The organism is Erwinia sp. V90_4 (assembly GCF_029967685.1).
Classification (GTDB): domain Bacteria; phylum Pseudomonadota; class Gammaproteobacteria; order Enterobacterales; family Enterobacteriaceae; genus Erwinia; species Erwinia aphidicola.
This window is the reverse complement of sequence record NZ_JASCAQ010000067.1, coordinates 19,184-35,303: the sequence shown is the minus strand read 5'-3', so window position 1 is coordinate 35,303 and position 16,120 is coordinate 19,184. Positions and strand designations below refer to the sequence as shown.

Annotated in this window: 14 protein-coding genes; 3 read left to right on the top strand and 11 right to left on the bottom strand. The window is 57.8% G+C overall.

Annotated elements, in window-relative coordinates; genetic code table 11:
- Nucleotides 1–94: 94 nt before the first annotated feature.
- Together yhcN (QLG07_RS21740) and yhcN (QLG07_RS21735) are read left to right on the top strand one after the other, a co-directional pair.
- A complete protein-coding gene (yhcN, locus tag QLG07_RS21740; protein ID WP_048914430.1) occupies nt 95–364 on the top strand; it encodes a peroxide/acid stress response protein YhcN in 270 nt (89 codons plus the stop codon).
- A 104-nt stretch (nt 365–468) separates the two neighbouring features.
- Entirely contained in the window at nt 469–732 is a 264-nt protein-coding gene (gene yhcN / locus QLG07_RS21735) for a peroxide/acid stress response protein YhcN (RefSeq protein WP_048914429.1), read from the top strand.
- A 79-nt stretch (nt 733–811) separates the two neighbouring features.
- On the opposite strand, the gene QLG07_RS21730 is transcribed toward yhcN (QLG07_RS21735), so the two are convergent.
- From QLG07_RS21730 to aaeX, 5 genes are all read right to left on the bottom strand, one after another.
- Nucleotides 812–1,081 carry a hypothetical protein gene (locus tag QLG07_RS21730; protein WP_099753739.1) on the bottom strand — a complete coding sequence of 90 codons (270 nt, stop codon included), beginning with the start codon at nt 1,079–1,081 and terminating at the stop codon, nt 812–814.
- 51 nt (nt 1,082–1,132) lie between these two features.
- A complete protein-coding gene (locus QLG07_RS21725) occupies nt 1,133–2,587 on the bottom strand; it encodes an NAD-dependent succinate-semialdehyde dehydrogenase (protein WP_282470153.1) in 1,455 nt (484 codons plus the stop codon).
- 137 nt (nt 2,588–2,724) lie between these two features.
- On the bottom strand, nt 2,725–4,683 hold the full coding sequence (gene aaeB, locus QLG07_RS21720) for a p-hydroxybenzoic acid efflux pump subunit AaeB (RefSeq protein ID WP_133622587.1): 1,959 nt from the start codon (nt 4,681–4,683) through the stop codon (nt 2,725–2,727).
- A gap of 13 nt (nt 4,684–4,696) precedes the next feature.
- Nucleotides 4,697–5,629, bottom strand: coding sequence for a p-hydroxybenzoic acid efflux pump subunit AaeA (aaeA, locus tag QLG07_RS21715; protein ID WP_048914426.1), 933 nt, complete (start codon nt 5,627–5,629; stop codon nt 4,697–4,699).
- A gap of 7 nt (nt 5,630–5,636) precedes the next feature.
- A complete protein-coding gene (gene aaeX, locus QLG07_RS21710; RefSeq protein ID WP_048914425.1) occupies nt 5,637–5,840 on the bottom strand; it encodes a p-hydroxybenzoic acid efflux pump operon protein AaeX in 204 nt (67 codons plus the stop codon).
- A gap of 267 nt (nt 5,841–6,107) precedes the next feature.
- Between aaeX and aaeR the strand changes: the two genes are divergently transcribed.
- Nucleotides 6,108–7,022, top strand: a complete 915-nt coding sequence (aaeR, locus tag QLG07_RS21705) for an HTH-type transcriptional activator AaeR (protein WP_048914424.1) — start codon at nt 6,108–6,110, stop codon at nt 7,020–7,022.
- Between the two features lie 84 nt (nt 7,023–7,106).
- Here the strand turns inward: aaeR and tldD are convergent, their stop codons facing one another.
- The 6 genes from tldD to mreC form a co-directional block, all read right to left on the bottom strand.
- Entirely contained in the window at nt 7,107–8,552 is a 1,446-nt protein-coding gene (gene tldD / locus QLG07_RS21700) for a metalloprotease TldD (RefSeq protein WP_048914423.1), read from the bottom strand.
- Between the two features lie 114 nt (nt 8,553–8,666).
- Nucleotides 8,667–12,491: an AsmA2 domain-containing protein YhdP gene (gene yhdP, locus QLG07_RS21695; RefSeq protein WP_282470152.1), complete on the bottom strand. Its 3,825-nt coding sequence runs from the start codon at nt 12,489–12,491 to the stop codon at nt 8,667–8,669.
- 26 nt (nt 12,492–12,517) lie between these two features.
- The gene (gene rng, locus QLG07_RS21690; protein WP_048914421.1) at nt 12,518–13,987 is read right to left on the bottom strand and encodes a ribonuclease G; all 1,470 of its coding nucleotides are present in this window, start codon (nt 13,985–13,987) and stop codon (nt 12,518–12,520) included.
- Entirely contained in the window at nt 13,977–14,570 is a 594-nt protein-coding gene (locus tag QLG07_RS21685) for a Maf family protein (protein ID WP_048914420.1), read from the bottom strand. The genes rng and QLG07_RS21685 overlap by 11 nt, the downstream gene beginning before the upstream one ends.
- Before the next feature lie 9 nt (nt 14,571–14,579).
- Entirely contained in the window at nt 14,580–15,068 is a 489-nt protein-coding gene (mreD, locus tag QLG07_RS21680) for a rod shape-determining protein MreD (protein ID WP_048914419.1), read from the bottom strand.
- The gene (gene mreC / locus QLG07_RS21675) at nt 15,065–16,090 is read right to left on the bottom strand and encodes a rod shape-determining protein MreC (protein ID WP_282470151.1); all 1,026 of its coding nucleotides are present in this window, start codon (nt 16,088–16,090) and stop codon (nt 15,065–15,067) included. The genes mreD and mreC overlap by 4 nt, the downstream gene beginning before the upstream one ends.
- Between the last annotated feature and the right edge of the window lie 30 nt (nt 16,091–16,120).

Genomic DNA, 16,120 nt, shown 5'->3' with positions numbered 1-16,120 from the left:
GAGAGTAAAAACAAAAAATTACGGTAACCCCAAGAATAATAAACGTTTTTTAGCCCTTTCGGTTACCGCCCAACCCAATTTCTGGAGTCATATCATGAAAACTACCTTCACCATCGCTGCTTTAGGTCTTGCTTCCGTTCTTTCATTTGGTGCCAGCGCTGCCAGCCTGGTGACTAACGACCAGGTTAATAATCAGAACCTGCAGTCAGTCGGTACCGTCAGCGTGAGCGGCATTAACGGCACTACCATGGATATTCGTCATCAGCTGTCTGAGAAAGCGGATCAGCAGGGTGCCAGCGCCTACCGTGTGATTGAAGCGCGTAACGACGGCAACTACCACGTAACGGCTGAACTGTATAAATAACCGTTAACGAACAGACATCGGGCGCTGTCAGCGCCCGTCCGTGACATGACCGCGGTCATAAAGTCGAAGCCCGCAGGTTGTTGGTCACAATGAGGAGATTAAATATGAAAATCAAAACAACCATCGCTGCATTGAGCCTGTTTTCACTGGTCAGTTTCGGCGCCAGCGCCGCACAGCTGGTCAATAACCAACAGGCTGAGAATCTGCAATCTGCGGGGACGATTACATTAAGCGGTGTGGCAGGCGTGCCGTCGGATATCCGTCAGCAGGTGTCACAGAAAGCGGATAGTGAAGGTGCCAGTGCTTACCGAATTGTTGAAGCGCGCAATCAGGATAACTGGCATGTCACCGCCGAGCTGTATAAGTAATTCCTCGTCGATGGGCACACCCGTTGCCCGGCAAGACGAACCCTTTGGCCCCGTTCGCCGGGGCCCTTTTTTTGCCTGACTATTTAACGTTAAAGCGAAACTCGCCATCCAGCTCCTCTTCCGCTTCATCAAATAGCAGAATCAGCGCGCCGTAGCGTCGCCTCTGGCCGCTGCCCAAATTGACGAACTCAATCTCCAACGGTAATGGCATTTGCGGCCCGGTGATAGCATCCCACAGACTGTCCAGATCGGCGATGGTACGATCCGTCAGGGCAAAGCGTTCAGTGAACTGTCGGAAGAAATGCGCCTGATCGACAATCACATCAAAGTCGAAAATCTCTCTTTTCATTCGGTCTGCTCCGCAGGACACACAGCTGGGCGGCGACTGCCGCCCGTTGGGTTAAAGTCCGCCAATATGCAGGGCTTTTACTTCCATATACTCTTCCAGCCCCAGCACCGAGCCTTCACGCCCTAATCCCGACTCTTTTACGCCACCAAACGGCGCGAGCTCGGTGGACACCGCACACTCGTTAATTCCCACCATGCCGCTTTCCAGCGCGGCTGAGACGCGAAATACGCGCTGCAGGTTTTGCGTATAGAAGTAAGCTGCCAGGCCAAATTCGGTGTCGTTGGCACGGCGGATCACCTCCTCTTCCTCATCAAAGCGGAAGCACGCCGCCACTGGACCAAAGGTCTCTTCCCGTGACAGCTTCATGCTTTCATTCGCTTCGGCAATCACCGTAGGCTGCCAGAAGTTGCCGCCCAGCGCGTGACGCGCTCCCCCGGTGATGACCTTGCCGCCATGACTAAGCGCATCATTGACGTGCTCCTCGACTTTTTCCAGCGCCGAAGCTTCAATCAGCGGGCCAACCACGACGCCCTCATCCATGCCATTGCCCACTTTTAGCTTTTTCACTTCGTCTGCCAGCTGGTTAACGAAGCGGTCGTAGACGCTGTTATGAATATAGAAGCGATTCACGCTGACGCAGACCTGCCCGGCGTTGCGGAATTTGTTGGCGATGGCCCCTTGTACCGCCGCGTCTATATCGGCATCCTCAAACACGATATAGGGCGCGTTGCCCCCCAGCTCCATCGAGACTTTTTTCATCGTCTCTGACGCATTGCGCATCAGCAGCTTGCCGACCTGGGTGGAACCGGTAAAGGAGATTTTGCGCACCGCTTTACTGGCCATAATCGCGTCGCTGATGGCGTGAGTATCGCCCGCGACCGCATTGAGAACGCCGTCCGGTACGCCCGCTTTTTTCGCCAGCGCCAGCAGGGCAAAGGCTGAAAGCGGGGTGTTATTCGCCGGTTTGATGATGCCGGTGCAGCCCGCCGCTAACGCCGGACCCAGCTTGCGCGTCAGCATCGCCATCGGGAAGTTCCACGGGGTAATTGCCGCCACCACACCAATCGGCTCGCGCGTGGCCAGAATACGGCTGCCGGGCTTGGCCGGCGGGATAATCTCACCGTTGGCGCGCTTGGCCTGCTCGGCAAACCACTGAATAAAGCTGGCGGCGTACTCCACTTCACCCTCGGCTTCTTTTAACGGCTTGCCCTGTTCGGCGGTCATCAGTTGGCCGAGCCAGGCTTTGTTTTCAATCATCAGCTGATACCAGCGATGCAGAATCTCTGCCCGCTCTTTGGCCGTTTTTGCCCGCCACGCCGGGAATGCCGCGGCGGCGGCGGCAATCGCCTGTTCCGTTTCCGCCTTACCCGCTTTAGCCACCGCAGCAACCACTTCCCCCGTCGCCGGGTTGAGCACCTCAAAAGTGCTGGCCGCCTGCAGCCACTTTCCGTTTACCAGGAAACCGGTCTGAAACAGGTCGTTGTCCTTAAGCGTTGAGATCGTCATGATTTTCTCCAGATGTGTTTACCCTTCAGCTGGATTAAGTATAGATGGCAAAACCGCGAGGTTTTGTGACAAAAGGGCATCATCGGGGGGATTATGGCCGGGAAAAATGCTGACGGCAGGCGCCGTCAGCGGCAAGATCAAATCTCGATCAGGGTATTCTGATATTTCTTCAGAATGCCAGCCAGCAGCGCAACGGGCTCGGTCACGCTTTGTGGCGCCTGATACTGCTCCAGCTTTTGCTGATAAATGTCGAACTCCGCCAGCAGGCGCTCAAAGTAGTGGCGCCGCTTGCCATCACTGCTGGCGGAGATCACCCGGTCGGCGGTGTGGCGCAGCTGCTTGTGGTAAGCCGACAGATCGGCATTGACGGGAACGTCAGCGGCGCGCAGCCGCTGATGGCCGATAATCAGCGTCAGCGCCAGACGGAACTTGTTCACATCGCCGGGGAAGATATTCAGCAGCATAAACAGCTGCTGGTACAGCGCGGGCAGATGGTTCTCGCGGCGGCGCGCCGTATTGGTCGTCATCGCCGAAACCGCCGCATACATAAAGCGATTAAGCAGCGTGCGGCCAACCCGGGCTTTCGACGTATCGCGGATCAGCAGGATCACCAGCAGTGCAACAAAGCAGCCGATCGCCTGGCCCAGCGCCCCGTCAAGAAACACGCTGATGTTGAACTTCATCGGGTTATCCAGCGTCAGGATGTTGATGGTGCCCACCAGCCCGCCGAGCGTACCGATCTGGCGGCGCTGGATCAGAATGCCGCAGATAAAGGCCATGATCCCGAGCGCAATACAGAGCAGCAGCATGCTCTGCTGGGTGTTCGGCATGATCACCATGTAGTACAGCCCGCCAACCGGAATGGCGACGATCATGCCGTAGAGGAAGTCTTTCGCCACCATCAGCGGGTTCGGCATGCGCATTGCCAGCGCGGTAATCACCGCCAGCATCACCATCGCACCGCTGCCGGAAGTCCAGCCGGTCCACAGCCAGAACAGCGAACCTACGGCGGTGGCAACAAAGGTGCGCACGCCGTTAACCAACGCGTGACGGGTTTCTGCCGAACGCATTTTTACCACCGGTTCGGTATTTAAAACCTCTTCTTCCATCCGGCTGATGCTGCTGTTGGTGTGAATGCCCTTCATTAACAGCAGATAGCGGCTGGCAGCGCCAACCCAGTTACGGATGGTTTCCGGGGTATTTTTACTGCCGCTAAGGGTGATGACCCGGCGCATAATCTTCATGCGCTTGTGGATATCGCTGATATTTTCCACCGGTTTTTCAAAGAACAGGTGGAACTGCGGCGGGACATACTCCTGACGCGTGTTCTGGATCAGGAAGGTTTCACAAGCCTGGGTGATCAGCGTCAGTGAGAGGGAGTGGAGCACCTTGAGACGGCGATCGACCTTCTGCCAGCGCCCGGACTCCATCATCAGATGCGTTCTCATGCCGTTCAGCGCGGTGGTACGGCGCACCAGCCCGGCCCAGCACTTATCGACCTCTTCTTTATCGCCATGCGAAACGCACAGCTGCATCAGACGATAGTGCTCCACCAGCAGCGCATCGATTTCACGGTCGATATCCAGCTTGATGGAGCGTGGGGAGAACAGCAGATCGGCGAGGATGGCACAGACAATACCGATTACGATTTCGCTACAGCGCTCAACCGCAAACTGCGGAGCCAGCAGCAGGGAGCCGTTAGCGTCAACGCTGACCACAATAATCAGCGCGGTATAGCCCGCCAGTCCCAGCGCGTAGGAGTTCTCGACCTTGATCAGCGAGGAGAGCCAGACGCAGACGCCAGCCCAGATGCAGCACAGCAGCAGCATGACGACCGGCGCACGAATGGTGGTGATCATGATGGCCAGCGCGGCGATACAGCCGATAAAGGTGCCGATAATACGCAGCATGCCGCGATGACGCAGCGCGCCGGAGAACGGATCGCCCCCGGCAGCAAACCCGGTGCCGCCCGCGACAATTGCCGCAGTCATCACCGACCAGCGCGGCGTTTCGAGATTAAATTCAAAGCCGACACACAGCGCCAGAAGGATGGCAAAGGTCAGTTTGATCGGATAGCGCAGACGATACCACTGCATGATAGGCCCCGCCTTAGCCAAACTCGCGCAGGCGATGCATCAGTTTCATCATTGGCGACATCTCGTGCTGCTGACGATCTTGCGCCCCGGTCACCACGATGGTCGCGGTGGTCCCGGACGGATAGAGGTTGCCCGGCTGCTTATCAAGGTGAATACGCACCGGGACACGCTGCGCCAGCCGCACCCATTCCAGGTCGGAGTCGACGGTGGCCATGCCCTTGCTGTCGACCGTGCTGCTGCTGTTAGTAACGCCCGCGGCAACGCTATCCACAGAGCCATACAGCACCGCATTGCTGCCCAGCGGCGTAATTTCCACGCGGAAACCTGGGCGGATCCCGTCCAGCTTGGTCTCTTCAAGGTAGGCCAGCACGTAGAAGGAGTCTTTTTTCACCAGCGCTACCGAGGTAGAACCACGGGTAATAAACTCCCCGGTATAGACATTCAGGTTAGTGATCCAACCTGCGGATGGGGCTTTCACCACGGTGCGATCGAGGTCGATCTTCGCCAGGTCGCGCACGGCGACGGCTTTCGCCAGCTGATGTTCAGTGGTCTGGAAGTCGTTGTTTGCCTGGTCGATAGCCTCACGCGACATGGCGGAAACCCCGAGCTGGTTGCGGCGCGCCGCCTCGCGACGTTTTTCACTCAGCACCGCCTGATAGTAGGCGACATCAGCCTGCGCTTCATCCAGCGCTTGCTGGTAGCGCGGCTGATCGATAGTGAACAGGACCTGGTCTTTAGCGACCAGCTGGTTATCATGCACGCGCACATCGGTGATCAAACCGCTGACGTCAGGGGCGATTGCCACCACGTCGGCGGTAAATTTGGCATCACGCGTCCACGGCGATTCGGTATAGAACACCCATACGCGGAAAATAAGGACAACGGCAACGATCACCAGCAGCAGGGTAATGGCGACGCGAGAAATTTTTCTTGTAAGTGCTTTCACTCAGACCTCAGACGAACAAACGGGATACCAGCCAGAACAGGCAGCAGTACAACGCAGTATTAAACAGTGCAGGGTGCCAGACCAGATCGTAAATTCCGGTCGGAGTCAGCAACCGTCGTACCAGCCAGAACAGCATCAGTGACACAATAATTTCAAAAAATATCGGTGGGAACGACAGCCCGAACACCACAATAACCGGAAGTACACTCATCTTTTATCCTTGTTGATACTATGCCGGATAAATCTGCTGGCATAACGTTATCCCCTCCCGGTTTCAGGGCGGCTACGCGTGCGGGTAATGATGACCTGACGAAGGGTGCGAATCAGAACCGATACTGAATGAATAATAGCGTATCCGGCAAGGAGCATTTAAAGGGATAGCGTTACGGAGCAGTAACCCAACAATGCTATAGTAACGTGCCTGACTATAAGTAATCTACCAAATGTGATCTAAATCACTTTTAATCCAGGGTTAACAATGGAAAGACTCAAGGGCATGTCCGTCTTTGCCAAAGTCGTTGAAATGGGCTCATTTACCGCCGCGGCGCAGCATCTGCAGTTAAGCGTATCCGCAGTGAGTCAGACGGTTGCCCGGCTGGAAGATGAGCTGCAGGTCAAACTACTCAACCGCAGCACCCGCAGCATCGGCTTGACCGAGGCAGGTAAAATCTACTTCCAGGGCTGTCGCCGCATGCTTTCCGAAGCTCAGCAGGTGCATGAACAGCTGTGGGCATTTAATAACACCCCGATTGGCCTGCTGCGTATCGGCAGCTCCTCCACCATGGCGCAGAACCTGCTGGCACCCATGACGGAAGAGATGCTGAAAGAGTATCCGGGGCTGACGGTGAATCTGGTAACCGGTATCCCGGCACCGGACCTGATTGCCGACGGGCTGGACCTGGTGATCCGCGTTGGCGCACTGCGGGACTCCAACCTGTTTTCGAAGCGCCTTGGCTCGATGCCGATGGTGGTCTGCGCGGCCAAAAGCTATCTGTTACAGCATGGCGTTCCGGAAAATCCTGCCGATATCAGCAACTTTTCGTGGCTGGAATACAGCGTGCGCCCGGACAACGATTTTGAGCTGACCTCACCGGAAGGTACCGCTATTCGCCTGTCGCCGCAGGGGCGCTTTGCCACTAATGATTCGCAAACGCTGATCCGCTGGCTTAAATCAGGAACCGGGATCGCCTATGTGCCGCTGATGTGGATTATCGAAGAGATTAATGCCGGGGAGGTGGAAATTCTGTTCGCGCACTACCAGTCGGTGCCGCGCCCGGTGTATGCCGTGTACACGCAGAAGGACAAACTCCCGCTAAAGGTACAGGTGTGTATTAACCATCTGACCGAATATTTTGACAAGGTGGCGGAGATCTATCGCGAGTTTCGCAAATAGCCCGCAGGGGCGACCGGAAAAATGGCCGCCCCCTACGCAGGACTCAGTGGTAGGGGCGGACCTTTTTTTCCGGTCCGCCCGATATCATGCGGTGCCGCCGACGGTGAGTTTATCCAGCTTCAGGGTTGGCTGACCCACGCCAACCGGCAGGCTCTGCCCCTCTTTACCACAGACGCCGACGCCTTTATCCAGCGCCAGATCGTTGCCGACCATCGAAATCTGCTGCATCGCTTCGATGCCGGAACCAATCAGCGTGGCACCTTTAACCGGCGTCGTCACTTTACCGTTCTCAATCAGATAGGCTTCTGAAGTGGAGAAAACGAATTTGCCGGAGGTGATATCGACCTGGCCGCCGCCGAAATTTGGCGCGTAAAGGCCGTACTCTACGCTTTCAATGATATCCTGCGGCGTTGATTTACCCGCCAGCATATAGGTGTTGGTCATACGCGGCATCGGCAAGTGCGCGTAAGACTCGCGGCGACCGTTACCGGTTGGCGGCACCCCCATCAGGCGCGCATTCAGTTTGTCCTGCATGTAGCCTTTCAGAATGCCGTTCTCAATCAGGACGTTGTACTGCCCCGGTACGCCTTCATCATCAATCGCCAGCGAGCCACGCAGGCCATCGATGGTGCCATCATCCACGACGGTACACAGCTCGGAGGCGACCAGCTGGCCCATCTGACCACTGAACACCGAGGTACCGCGACGGTTAAAGTCGCCTTCCAACCCGTGACCGACCGCTTCGTGCAGCAGCACGCCCGGCCAGCCCGCACCGAGCACCACGGGGAACATCCCCGCCGGGGCCGCTACCGCATTCAGATTAACCAGCGCCATACGCACCGCTTCGCGCGCCCAGGCTTCGGCACGCATCTCACCGTTTTCATCGGCGAGGAAAAACTCATAGCCGAAACGGCCGCCGCCGCCGCTGGAGCCGCGCTCGCGTTTGCCGTTATCATCAACCTGCACGCTGACCGACAGGCGCACCAGCGGGCGCACATCCGCTGCCAGCGTACCGTCGGTTGCCGCCACCAGCACCAGTTCATAGACGCCGGTAAGGCTGGCGGAGACTTCCTGAACGCGCTTATCGGCAGCACGCGCCGCATTATCGACGCGGTGCAGCAGCTCAATTTTCTCTTCACGCGTCAAGCTTTGCAGCGGGTCAAGCGCCGGGTAGAGCGGGCGGTTTGCCACCGCCCCGAGGGTGCGTGACTGGCCATTACCCTGCTCGCGCACGATACTGCGTGCCGCCGTGGCGCTCTGATGCAGGGCATTCAGCGTCAGCTGATCGGCATAGGCGAAACCGGTTTTCTCACCGCTGATGGCGCGCACGCCCACGCCCTGATCGATATTGTAGGAGCCGTCTTTAATAATGCGGTCTTCCAGCACCCAGGATTCATGGTAGCTGGACTGAAAATAGAGGTCAGCGTAATCCAGCTTGCGCTCGGACAGCTGGCCGAGAATGGAAAAGAGGTCGCTTTGACTAATGTTGTTAGCAGTTAGTAACTGCTCACTTACCAGATTCAGACTCATGAATTCTCGCTCTGTGTGGATGGGCCATAAGACGTTGACCGCATCGCTTTAGCCGGGTGATGTTTGGTTTACGCTATGGTAACAGCCTGAGGCAATAAGCCGGCTACGTCAAATTCACTTCTCGCTGTTTTCACGCGGCTTGCGCAGCACTTCGTCAATCTGCGGCTTATCGATTGGCCCACTAATGTGGTAGCGCAGCACCGAAATTTTATTCCACAGTGGGCCGAGCACCTTACTGGCAGCAAACACGGCGGCACCGATAACCGGATTGACCGCAAAGGCCGTCGCCACGCCAACAGTGGCGGAGATTTCCGGCGCGACGGTGGCTTCCATATCGATGCGGCGTTTAACCAGGTCCACATTGCCTTTCATCGCGATGTCCGCTTCCAGCCCGTCCACCAGGAGATTATCCGTACGCATCATGCCATTTTCGATCCAGGCCGTGCCGTTGATCGAGTCAAACCAGAAGCCCTGGCTGAAGGTATCGCTAAAGTCGAGGCGCAGCTTGCGTACCAGCGAATCAAAGCTCACCAGCCGCAGCAGCTGCCCGGCGCGCCCGGTGGAGACGTCGGCAATCTGTCCGGCGCCGAGGTGGGATTTTAGTACGCCGCTCAGCGTCTCTTCCGAAGGCTCCCACGGGGCAGAGCGCCAGTGCAGGTCATACTCGAGCCTGAACGGCGCATCGCGCAGTGGCGACGTAACGCCAAACCAGTTGGTGGCCTCATCGATTTTTTTACCGCTCAGCACACCTTTCAGTGAGGTGCGCTGCTCGCCGGGCTTGTTGACCCACTCACCATTGACCGTCAGGTGGGTATTGCCGCTGTCTATCAGGCCGTTGGCTAACGTCAGGGTATCGCCGGACGGCGTCAGCTCGGCTTTCATCACGCCAAATTTCTGCCCGCGTAGCCAGCACTCATCGCAATTCAGGCGCAGTGCCGGCCAGCGGCTGAAGTTGATCGACGAGGCGTCCTGCGGCAGCGGTACCGAGCGGGTCCCTTTACTGTCCCACTGCGGGTTGTAATAAAGGTATTTCAGGTTAGCCAGCCACGGGCCATTTTTGGCAATCGCCAGCGACCCGTTAATCTCTTTGCCCTGTGCCTGTACCGTCATCTCGCCCCCCATTGCCTGGCTGAGGGTCGCCGTCAGATCCTGCCACTGCTGGCCCGCCAGCGTCAGTGTCGGGGTGTGCAGTTTAATATCGCCCGGCAGATACGCGCTGCCTGCCTGACCGCCCGCACCGCTACCAGCACCAGCACCAGCACCAGCACCAGCACCGAGCAGCCCAATCCAGGCCTCACCGTCCAGCGGCGGCAGGTTCAGCACCATGCCGCGCGTATCCGGCAGCGCAGGGGTGCGCTGGGTGTCATTCTCCCAGATGCCGCGCTCAACGCGCAGCTGTTTGCCCAGCAGCCAGTGGCTGTTAAAGCGATGGCGCTCACCGACCGCACCGCTCAAATTGAAGCCGTTGAGATTACCCTTTACCAGTACCTTCACCGGCATGGCGCTGCCGCCCTTCTTATCGAGCGGAGAAGGTAAGCGGCTACTCACATTTTTCAGATCGCCGTCGACATTAACCTGATAGTTAGCCCCGCCGCCGTGCGGTAAACTAATCAGCACGTTGCTGCGCCACGGCACGCTGCCGCCCAGCTTTTTGCGCGCGGCTTCAGGGATCTGCGCAATATTGCCCGGCTGCCAGTTTGCGTTGAGATCGACGCCTATCTGGTAATCTTTCTCGCCTTCCTGCGTATTAAAGCTGACGCCGATCGGTTGACCAAACAGGCGCGCCGTCATTGCATCACTTTTCAGGTCACCATTATCGTAGGTAAAGCGGCCGGAAAGCTGCTCAAAGCGCGTTTCAATCGGTTTAACCAGCAGCGAGTTATTATTGAGGTTCACATCGCCCGTGGCGCGCACCTGCTCGCCGTCCAGCGGGATATCAAGATGTAAGTGACCACTCACATCACCGCCAATTTGCAGCTCATCCAGCGCGCCGCCGAGTGAAGGCTTAAGCGGGGATTGATTGAAGTAGTCGCGGATCTGCGGCCCGCCGCCTTTGATATCGCCATCAACGATCAGCTTTTCCTGCAGATAGTCAGGGATCACCGCCGAGATATTGTGCCCGTCCACCTCGCCCAGCTTGATCTTCTCTGCCTTCATCCACAGGCCGTTGTTGGCGAAGTCGAGGTCAATATCAAGGTTTTCCAACGCGGGCCAGCCGGGCTCAAATTCGTAGGTGGCCTTGCGCAGCGGCACGGCCACTTCAAACATCCCTTCATTATGCTTGAACGGAAAATCCTGCGGGTTACCGGCAAACAGCAGGGTAGCGTTGCTGACCTGCCCGCCTTTCAGCGCGCCGGTAAGATAGTGCACCAGATTCTTGCCCATCAGCGGCTCAGGGAAGTAACGCCAGGCCTGGCTGGCATCGCTCAGGTTAATACCGGCGAGAATATTGAGGCGCGGCGGCTGCCCTTTTGGCTGCTGATAGCTGAAATCGCCGCGCGCCCACAGGGAGTTCGCCTGCACGTCGAGCTGCTGACCGGATAACGTCAGCCCCTGCTCGCCGTACTGCCAGTTAATCGTTCCGCTAGCCTGGTTAATCTCCAGCGGCGCCCGGAACATCTCACCGTAAGGCAGCGAGGCCTGCTGAATGGCGAACGCCAGCTGCCCGTCGGCGACACTCCCGCTCAGTGAGCCGCTAAAATGCTCCATGCCCGGCAACAGCTCCCACTGCTGCCAGCTCAGATCCTGCCATTTCGCCTGGAAACGCGTACGCTCCGGCTGCTGCAGCGGCACATCGACCGCCAGCGCCTGTAGCTGTCCGCGCGGCTGTATCGAACGCCAGTTATCCAGCAGCTGCGGTGAGAGTTTGGCGAAAAGCGGCACCAGCGGATCAAGACGCTGCAGATCGAGGTCGGTGGCGCGCACGCGCAGTTCCGGCTGATGATCCGGCCCGGGCAGCAGGCTGTTTTCCGGCTGCCACATCAGGGAAAGCTGACCGTGCGGCCACGGCTGCCCGTCGGTAATAAAGCGCGTCTGCGGGATAGAGAGGTTCCACCCGCTGTTGAAACGGCTGATATGCGCGGTCAGGTTATCAACGCTGAGATGGTGCGACTGTCGATCGCCCTGCCAGTTCGCGCCCCCCTTCTTCAGCCAGACATCGCCATCGTGCACTTCGCCATTTTTCACGCTCATCCACGCCGCCAGGCTGAAGCGCGCGCTGTCGAGGCTGGTGTTATCGCGCATCCACTGGCCCAGCCACGGCTTCACATCGACGTCATCGGCCTGCATCCACACGCGGCCGGTGTCCAGATAGCCGTTGCTGTCGCTGAGATCGAGGCGTACCTGCACCACCCCGTGCTGCCCGGTAAAGCTGGAAAGGCTGACCAGTCCTTCCGCGCGGTGACGGGTTTTCTCATTCAGCCAGGTCAGCTGAGGGATCGCCAGTTCGGCACGCTGGCCGGAGGGAGTGACAAAGCTGATTTCGCTGTCGCGCAGATCAAAATGGTCAAACTGGCGCAGGAACAGGTCGTTGAGCTGCTCTACCTGAATGTTGGATTTACCATTGTCGCCGGAGCTGAGCGGGGTATTGGTGACCAGATGGAACTGCCAGAAGGTCAGGTCACGAAACTGCCAGCGCAGGTGCAGCAGAGACTGCCAGACGTCGAGCGCCAGCGTCACGCGCTGAATTTTCAGTTCGCCACCGTCGGGCAATCCGGCCTGAATGTCTCTAATCTCAAGGCGCGGGCCGTAGTTTTCCCAGCTGCCTTCTAAAGAGCTGGCCTGCACCGGCACGCCGGTGGCGGAGGAGATATGTTCAAGGACAGGCGTGCGCCAGCCGTTGAGATGAGGCATCAGCAGGCGTAAGCCACTGACCAGTAGCGCAGTCACCACGACTAACGTTGCGCCCGTCAGTAGCAAAATCCTCGGCAATCGCCTCACATACCTCTCCTTGTCACAGCCTGAATCTACATCATCACCACGTCAAACTGCTCCTGGGTATAGAGCGGTTCAACCTGGACTTTAACCTGTTTGCCGACAAATATTTCCACTTCCGCCAGCGCGTGCGACTCCTCACTTTTCAGCGCTTCGCCGACCGCGGGAGAAGCATAGACCAGGAAACGATCGGAGTCATAGGCATGATGCACCCTGACGATTTCACGCATGATCTCGTAACATACCGTTTCCACGGTTTTCAGCGTGCCGCGACCTTTGCATACCGGGCAATCCTGACACAATACATGCTCAATACTTTCACGGGTGCGCTTGCGCGTCATCTCCACCAGCCCGAGCTGGGAGAAGCCATTGACCCCGGTTTTCACCCGATCTTTACTCAGCGCTTGGTCGAGCGAGTGCAGCACGCGGCGGCGGTGATCTTCATTATTCATGTCGATAAAGTCGATAATGATAATCCCGCCCAGATTGCGCAGGCGCAGCTGGCGGGCAATCGCCTGCGTCGCTTCAATATTGGTATTGAAAATGGTCTCTTCGAGATTGCGGTGGCCGACAAAAGCGCCAGTATTGATATCGATGGTGGTCATCGCTTCGGTCTGGTCGATGATCAGGTAGCCGCCGGATTTCAGCTCAACCTTACGGTCGAGAGAACGCTGGATCTCGTTTTCCACATCAAACAGATCGAAGATGGGCTGCTTGCCGGTGTACAGCTCCAGCTTAGCGGTCATCTCCGGGATATATTCACCGGTAAATTCCACCAGATGTTCGAAGGTCAGACGTGAGTCGATGCGGATGCGGTCAAGCGCAGCCCCGGCGAAGTCACGCAGGATGCGCTGCGACAGGGCAACTTCTCCATACAGGCGGCAGCGCGTCTGGTTGCGCTTCTTACGCTCAATCACCTTGGTCCACAGCCGCTTCAGGAACGCTGCGTCGGAGGCCAGCTCATCTTCACCCACGCCTTCGGCGGCGGTACGGATAATGTAGCCGCCCAGTTCGTCGCAGTAACCTGCAACCACGGCCTTCAGGCGGTCACGCTCGGCTTCGCTCTCGATGCGCTGCGATACGCCGACGTGCGATGCACCCGGCATAAATACCAGATAGCGCGAAGGCAGGGTAATATCGGTGGTCAGACGCGCGCCTTTGGTGCCGAGCGGATCCTTCACCACCTGCACCATCAGGTCCTGGCCCTGACGCACCAGCTCGGAGATATCGCGCACGATAAAGTTTTTCTTTTCGTCACGCGCCACGCATTCGGTGTGCGGCATAATATCGGAAGCGTGCAGGAACGCGGCTTTTTCCAGGCCGATATCGACAAACGCTGCCTGCATTCCCGGCAGTACCCGGCTGACGCGGCCCTTGTAGATGTTACCTACGATACCGCGGCGCGCTTCACGCTCAATGTGGATCTCCTGCAGGATCCCGCCATCAATATAGGCAACGCGGGTTTCTGACGGGGTAATATTTACCAGCAGTTCAGCTGTCATCTTGACCTCTCACTTCACGCAGCGACTGAAAATGGCTGAACAGCTCGGCGGTTTCCACCAGTGGCAGCCCAACGACCGCGTGATAGCTTCCATTAATTTTTCTGACAAAGTTGCCGCCCAGTCCCTGAATACCGTATGCCCCGGCTTTGTCCATCGGTTCACCGCTGGCAACATAGCTGGCAATATCTTCGGGCGTGAGCGCGCGGAAAGTGACGTCAGTGATCACCAGGCAATCCAGCGTTTGCTGGCGGTCTGCCAGCGCAACGGCGGTCATAACCTGATGCGTCTGGCCGGAGAGCTTCGCCAGCATCGCGCCTGCGGCGGCCGTATCGACCGGCTTCTCCAGCACTTCATTATTCAGTACCACGATGGTATCCGCCCCCAGCACCGGCAGATCCTGTGCCGCCACGGCGACACCCGCCTGCGCTTTATCATGGGCGAGTCGGCGGACATACTGCTGCGCCGTTTCGCCGTCATGCCGCTGCTCTTCCACTTCGGTGGCGAGGCGTTCAAATGACAGGCCAAGCTGAGTCAGCAGTTCACGACGACGGGGGGAGCCAGAAGCCAGATACAGGGATACCATAATTGTCCTTTATTGTACGGCGAACTGGCGGCGAATCTTTCTCATCAGTAAGAACAACCACGGCCAGAGTACACCGTCGACGACGCTGCTCCAGAATATTTCCGGGCGAAAAGAGACATTAATCACTAAAAACTCTGCCCAGAAAACAACAACATCCATCGCCAGCGACAGCACCATCACCATCAGTGCCTGCTGCCACAGCGCCAGATTGCGGAACAGCTGGAATTTGAATGCCACCAGGTATGCGACGATGCTCAGCGCCAGTGCACGCACGCCGAGGGTCGAACCGGAGATGAGATCCATTATAGATCCCATCACGAAGCCGGTACCGACATTCACGCGGTGCGGCAGCGCCAGCGTCCAGTAAATGAGGATCAGCAGCAGCCAGGAGGGCCGGAACATATAGAACTGTTCCGGCCACGGCATAATTTGCAGCACCAGCGCGACCAGGAAGGAGAGCCAGATGACCCAACGCCCCTGACTGCGATAGCGACTCAAGGCTGCACCCCACGCACGGCGGGCTGGGTGCGCACAGGCGCCGCTGCCGGCGCGGCAGTTTGCGTGGCCGCCGCAGGGGCTGGCGGTGCCGGTGGCCCGACGACTTCACTCGCCTGCGGTAACACCTGCGGCATCATCTGCATCAGGCGCTCGTTGGCCACGCGGTGCACTTCATCCGGCGCCATTGGCATCGTGCCATTGCGATCTGCGCCCCACAGCAGCAGCAGATAACGCAGGCGCTGCAGGCCAGCGGTTGGACGTGCCTGGATCACGGTATAAGCGCGCTGGGTATCAACTTTCACTGATGACACTACGCCAACCGGATAGCCTTCAGGGAAGCGTCCACCCAGCCCGGAGGTCACCAGCACATCACCGACGCGGATATCGGTGTTACCCGGCAGATGCTCCAGCTGAAGATCTTCGGTGCAGCCGTTACCGGCAGCAATCACCCGGATGTCATTGCGCAGCACCTGAATGGGCAGCGCGTGTGAAGCATCGCAGATCAGCAGCACGCGGCTGGTGATTTTACCCACCGCCACCACCTGGCCGACCACGCCTTTATCACTGATCACCGGCTGACCTTCATACACGCCGTTGACGCTGCCTTTGTCGATCACCACCTGATCGGTGTAAGGATCGGTACCGGTGGAGATCACTTGCGTCACCATTTTCTGCTCATCCTGACGCAGGGGTGAACCCAGCAGTTCGCGTAAGCGGGCGTTTTCCTGCTTAAACTGCCCCAGCATCAGCAATTCGCTGTTTTTCAGGATCAGTTCACGCTGTAAGGCTTTATTTTCCAGCTCGAGCTGCTGGCGGGAGGCCAATGTTTCAGAAACATTGTCCAGAATTTGACGCGGCCCGTTGGCCAGGAAGTAGAATGGACTGACGGCAGTGTCCATATAGGTGCGGATCTGGGAGAAAGCTCCCATACGACTGTCGGCAACAATTACGCCTATTGCCACTATAACCGCTAAAAATAAGCGTAACTGCAGGGAAGGCCCCCTGCTGAACATCGGCTTCATAAACTCGGCGTTTTCCTCGACAACATGAAA

Coding starts and splice junctions, on each gene's coding strand:
- yhcN (WP_048914430.1), top strand. CDS start 95: ATGAAAACTACCTTCACCATCGCTGCTTTAGGTCTTGCTTCCGTTCTT.
- yhcN (WP_048914429.1), top strand. CDS start 469: ATGAAAATCAAAACAACCATCGCTGCATTGAGCCTGTTTTCACTGGTC.
- QLG07_RS21730 (WP_099753739.1), bottom strand. CDS start 1,081: ATGAAAAGAGAGATTTTCGACTTTGATGTGATTGTCGATCAGGCGCAT.
- QLG07_RS21725 (WP_282470153.1), bottom strand. CDS start 2,587: ATGACGATCTCAACGCTTAAGGACAACGACCTGTTTCAGACCGGTTTC.
- aaeB (WP_133622587.1), bottom strand. CDS start 4,683: ATGCAGTGGTATCGTCTGCGCTATCCGATCAAACTGACCTTTGCCATC.
- aaeX (WP_048914425.1), bottom strand. CDS start 5,840: ATGAGTGTACTTCCGGTTATTGTGGTGTTCGGGCTGTCGTTCCCACCG.
- aaeR (WP_048914424.1), top strand. CDS start 6,108: ATGGAAAGACTCAAGGGCATGTCCGTCTTTGCCAAAGTCGTTGAAATG.
- tldD (WP_048914423.1), bottom strand. CDS start 8,552: ATGAGTCTGAATCTGGTAAGTGAGCAGTTACTAACTGCTAACAACATT.
- rng (WP_048914421.1), bottom strand. CDS start 13,987: ATGACAGCTGAACTGCTGGTAAATATTACCCCGTCAGAAACCCGCGTT.
- QLG07_RS21685 (WP_048914420.1), bottom strand. CDS start 14,570: ATGGTATCCCTGTATCTGGCTTCTGGCTCCCCCCGTCGTCGTGAACTG.
- mreC (WP_282470151.1), bottom strand. CDS start 16,090: ATGAAGCCGATGTTCAGCAGGGGGCCTTCCCTGCAGTTACGCTTATTT.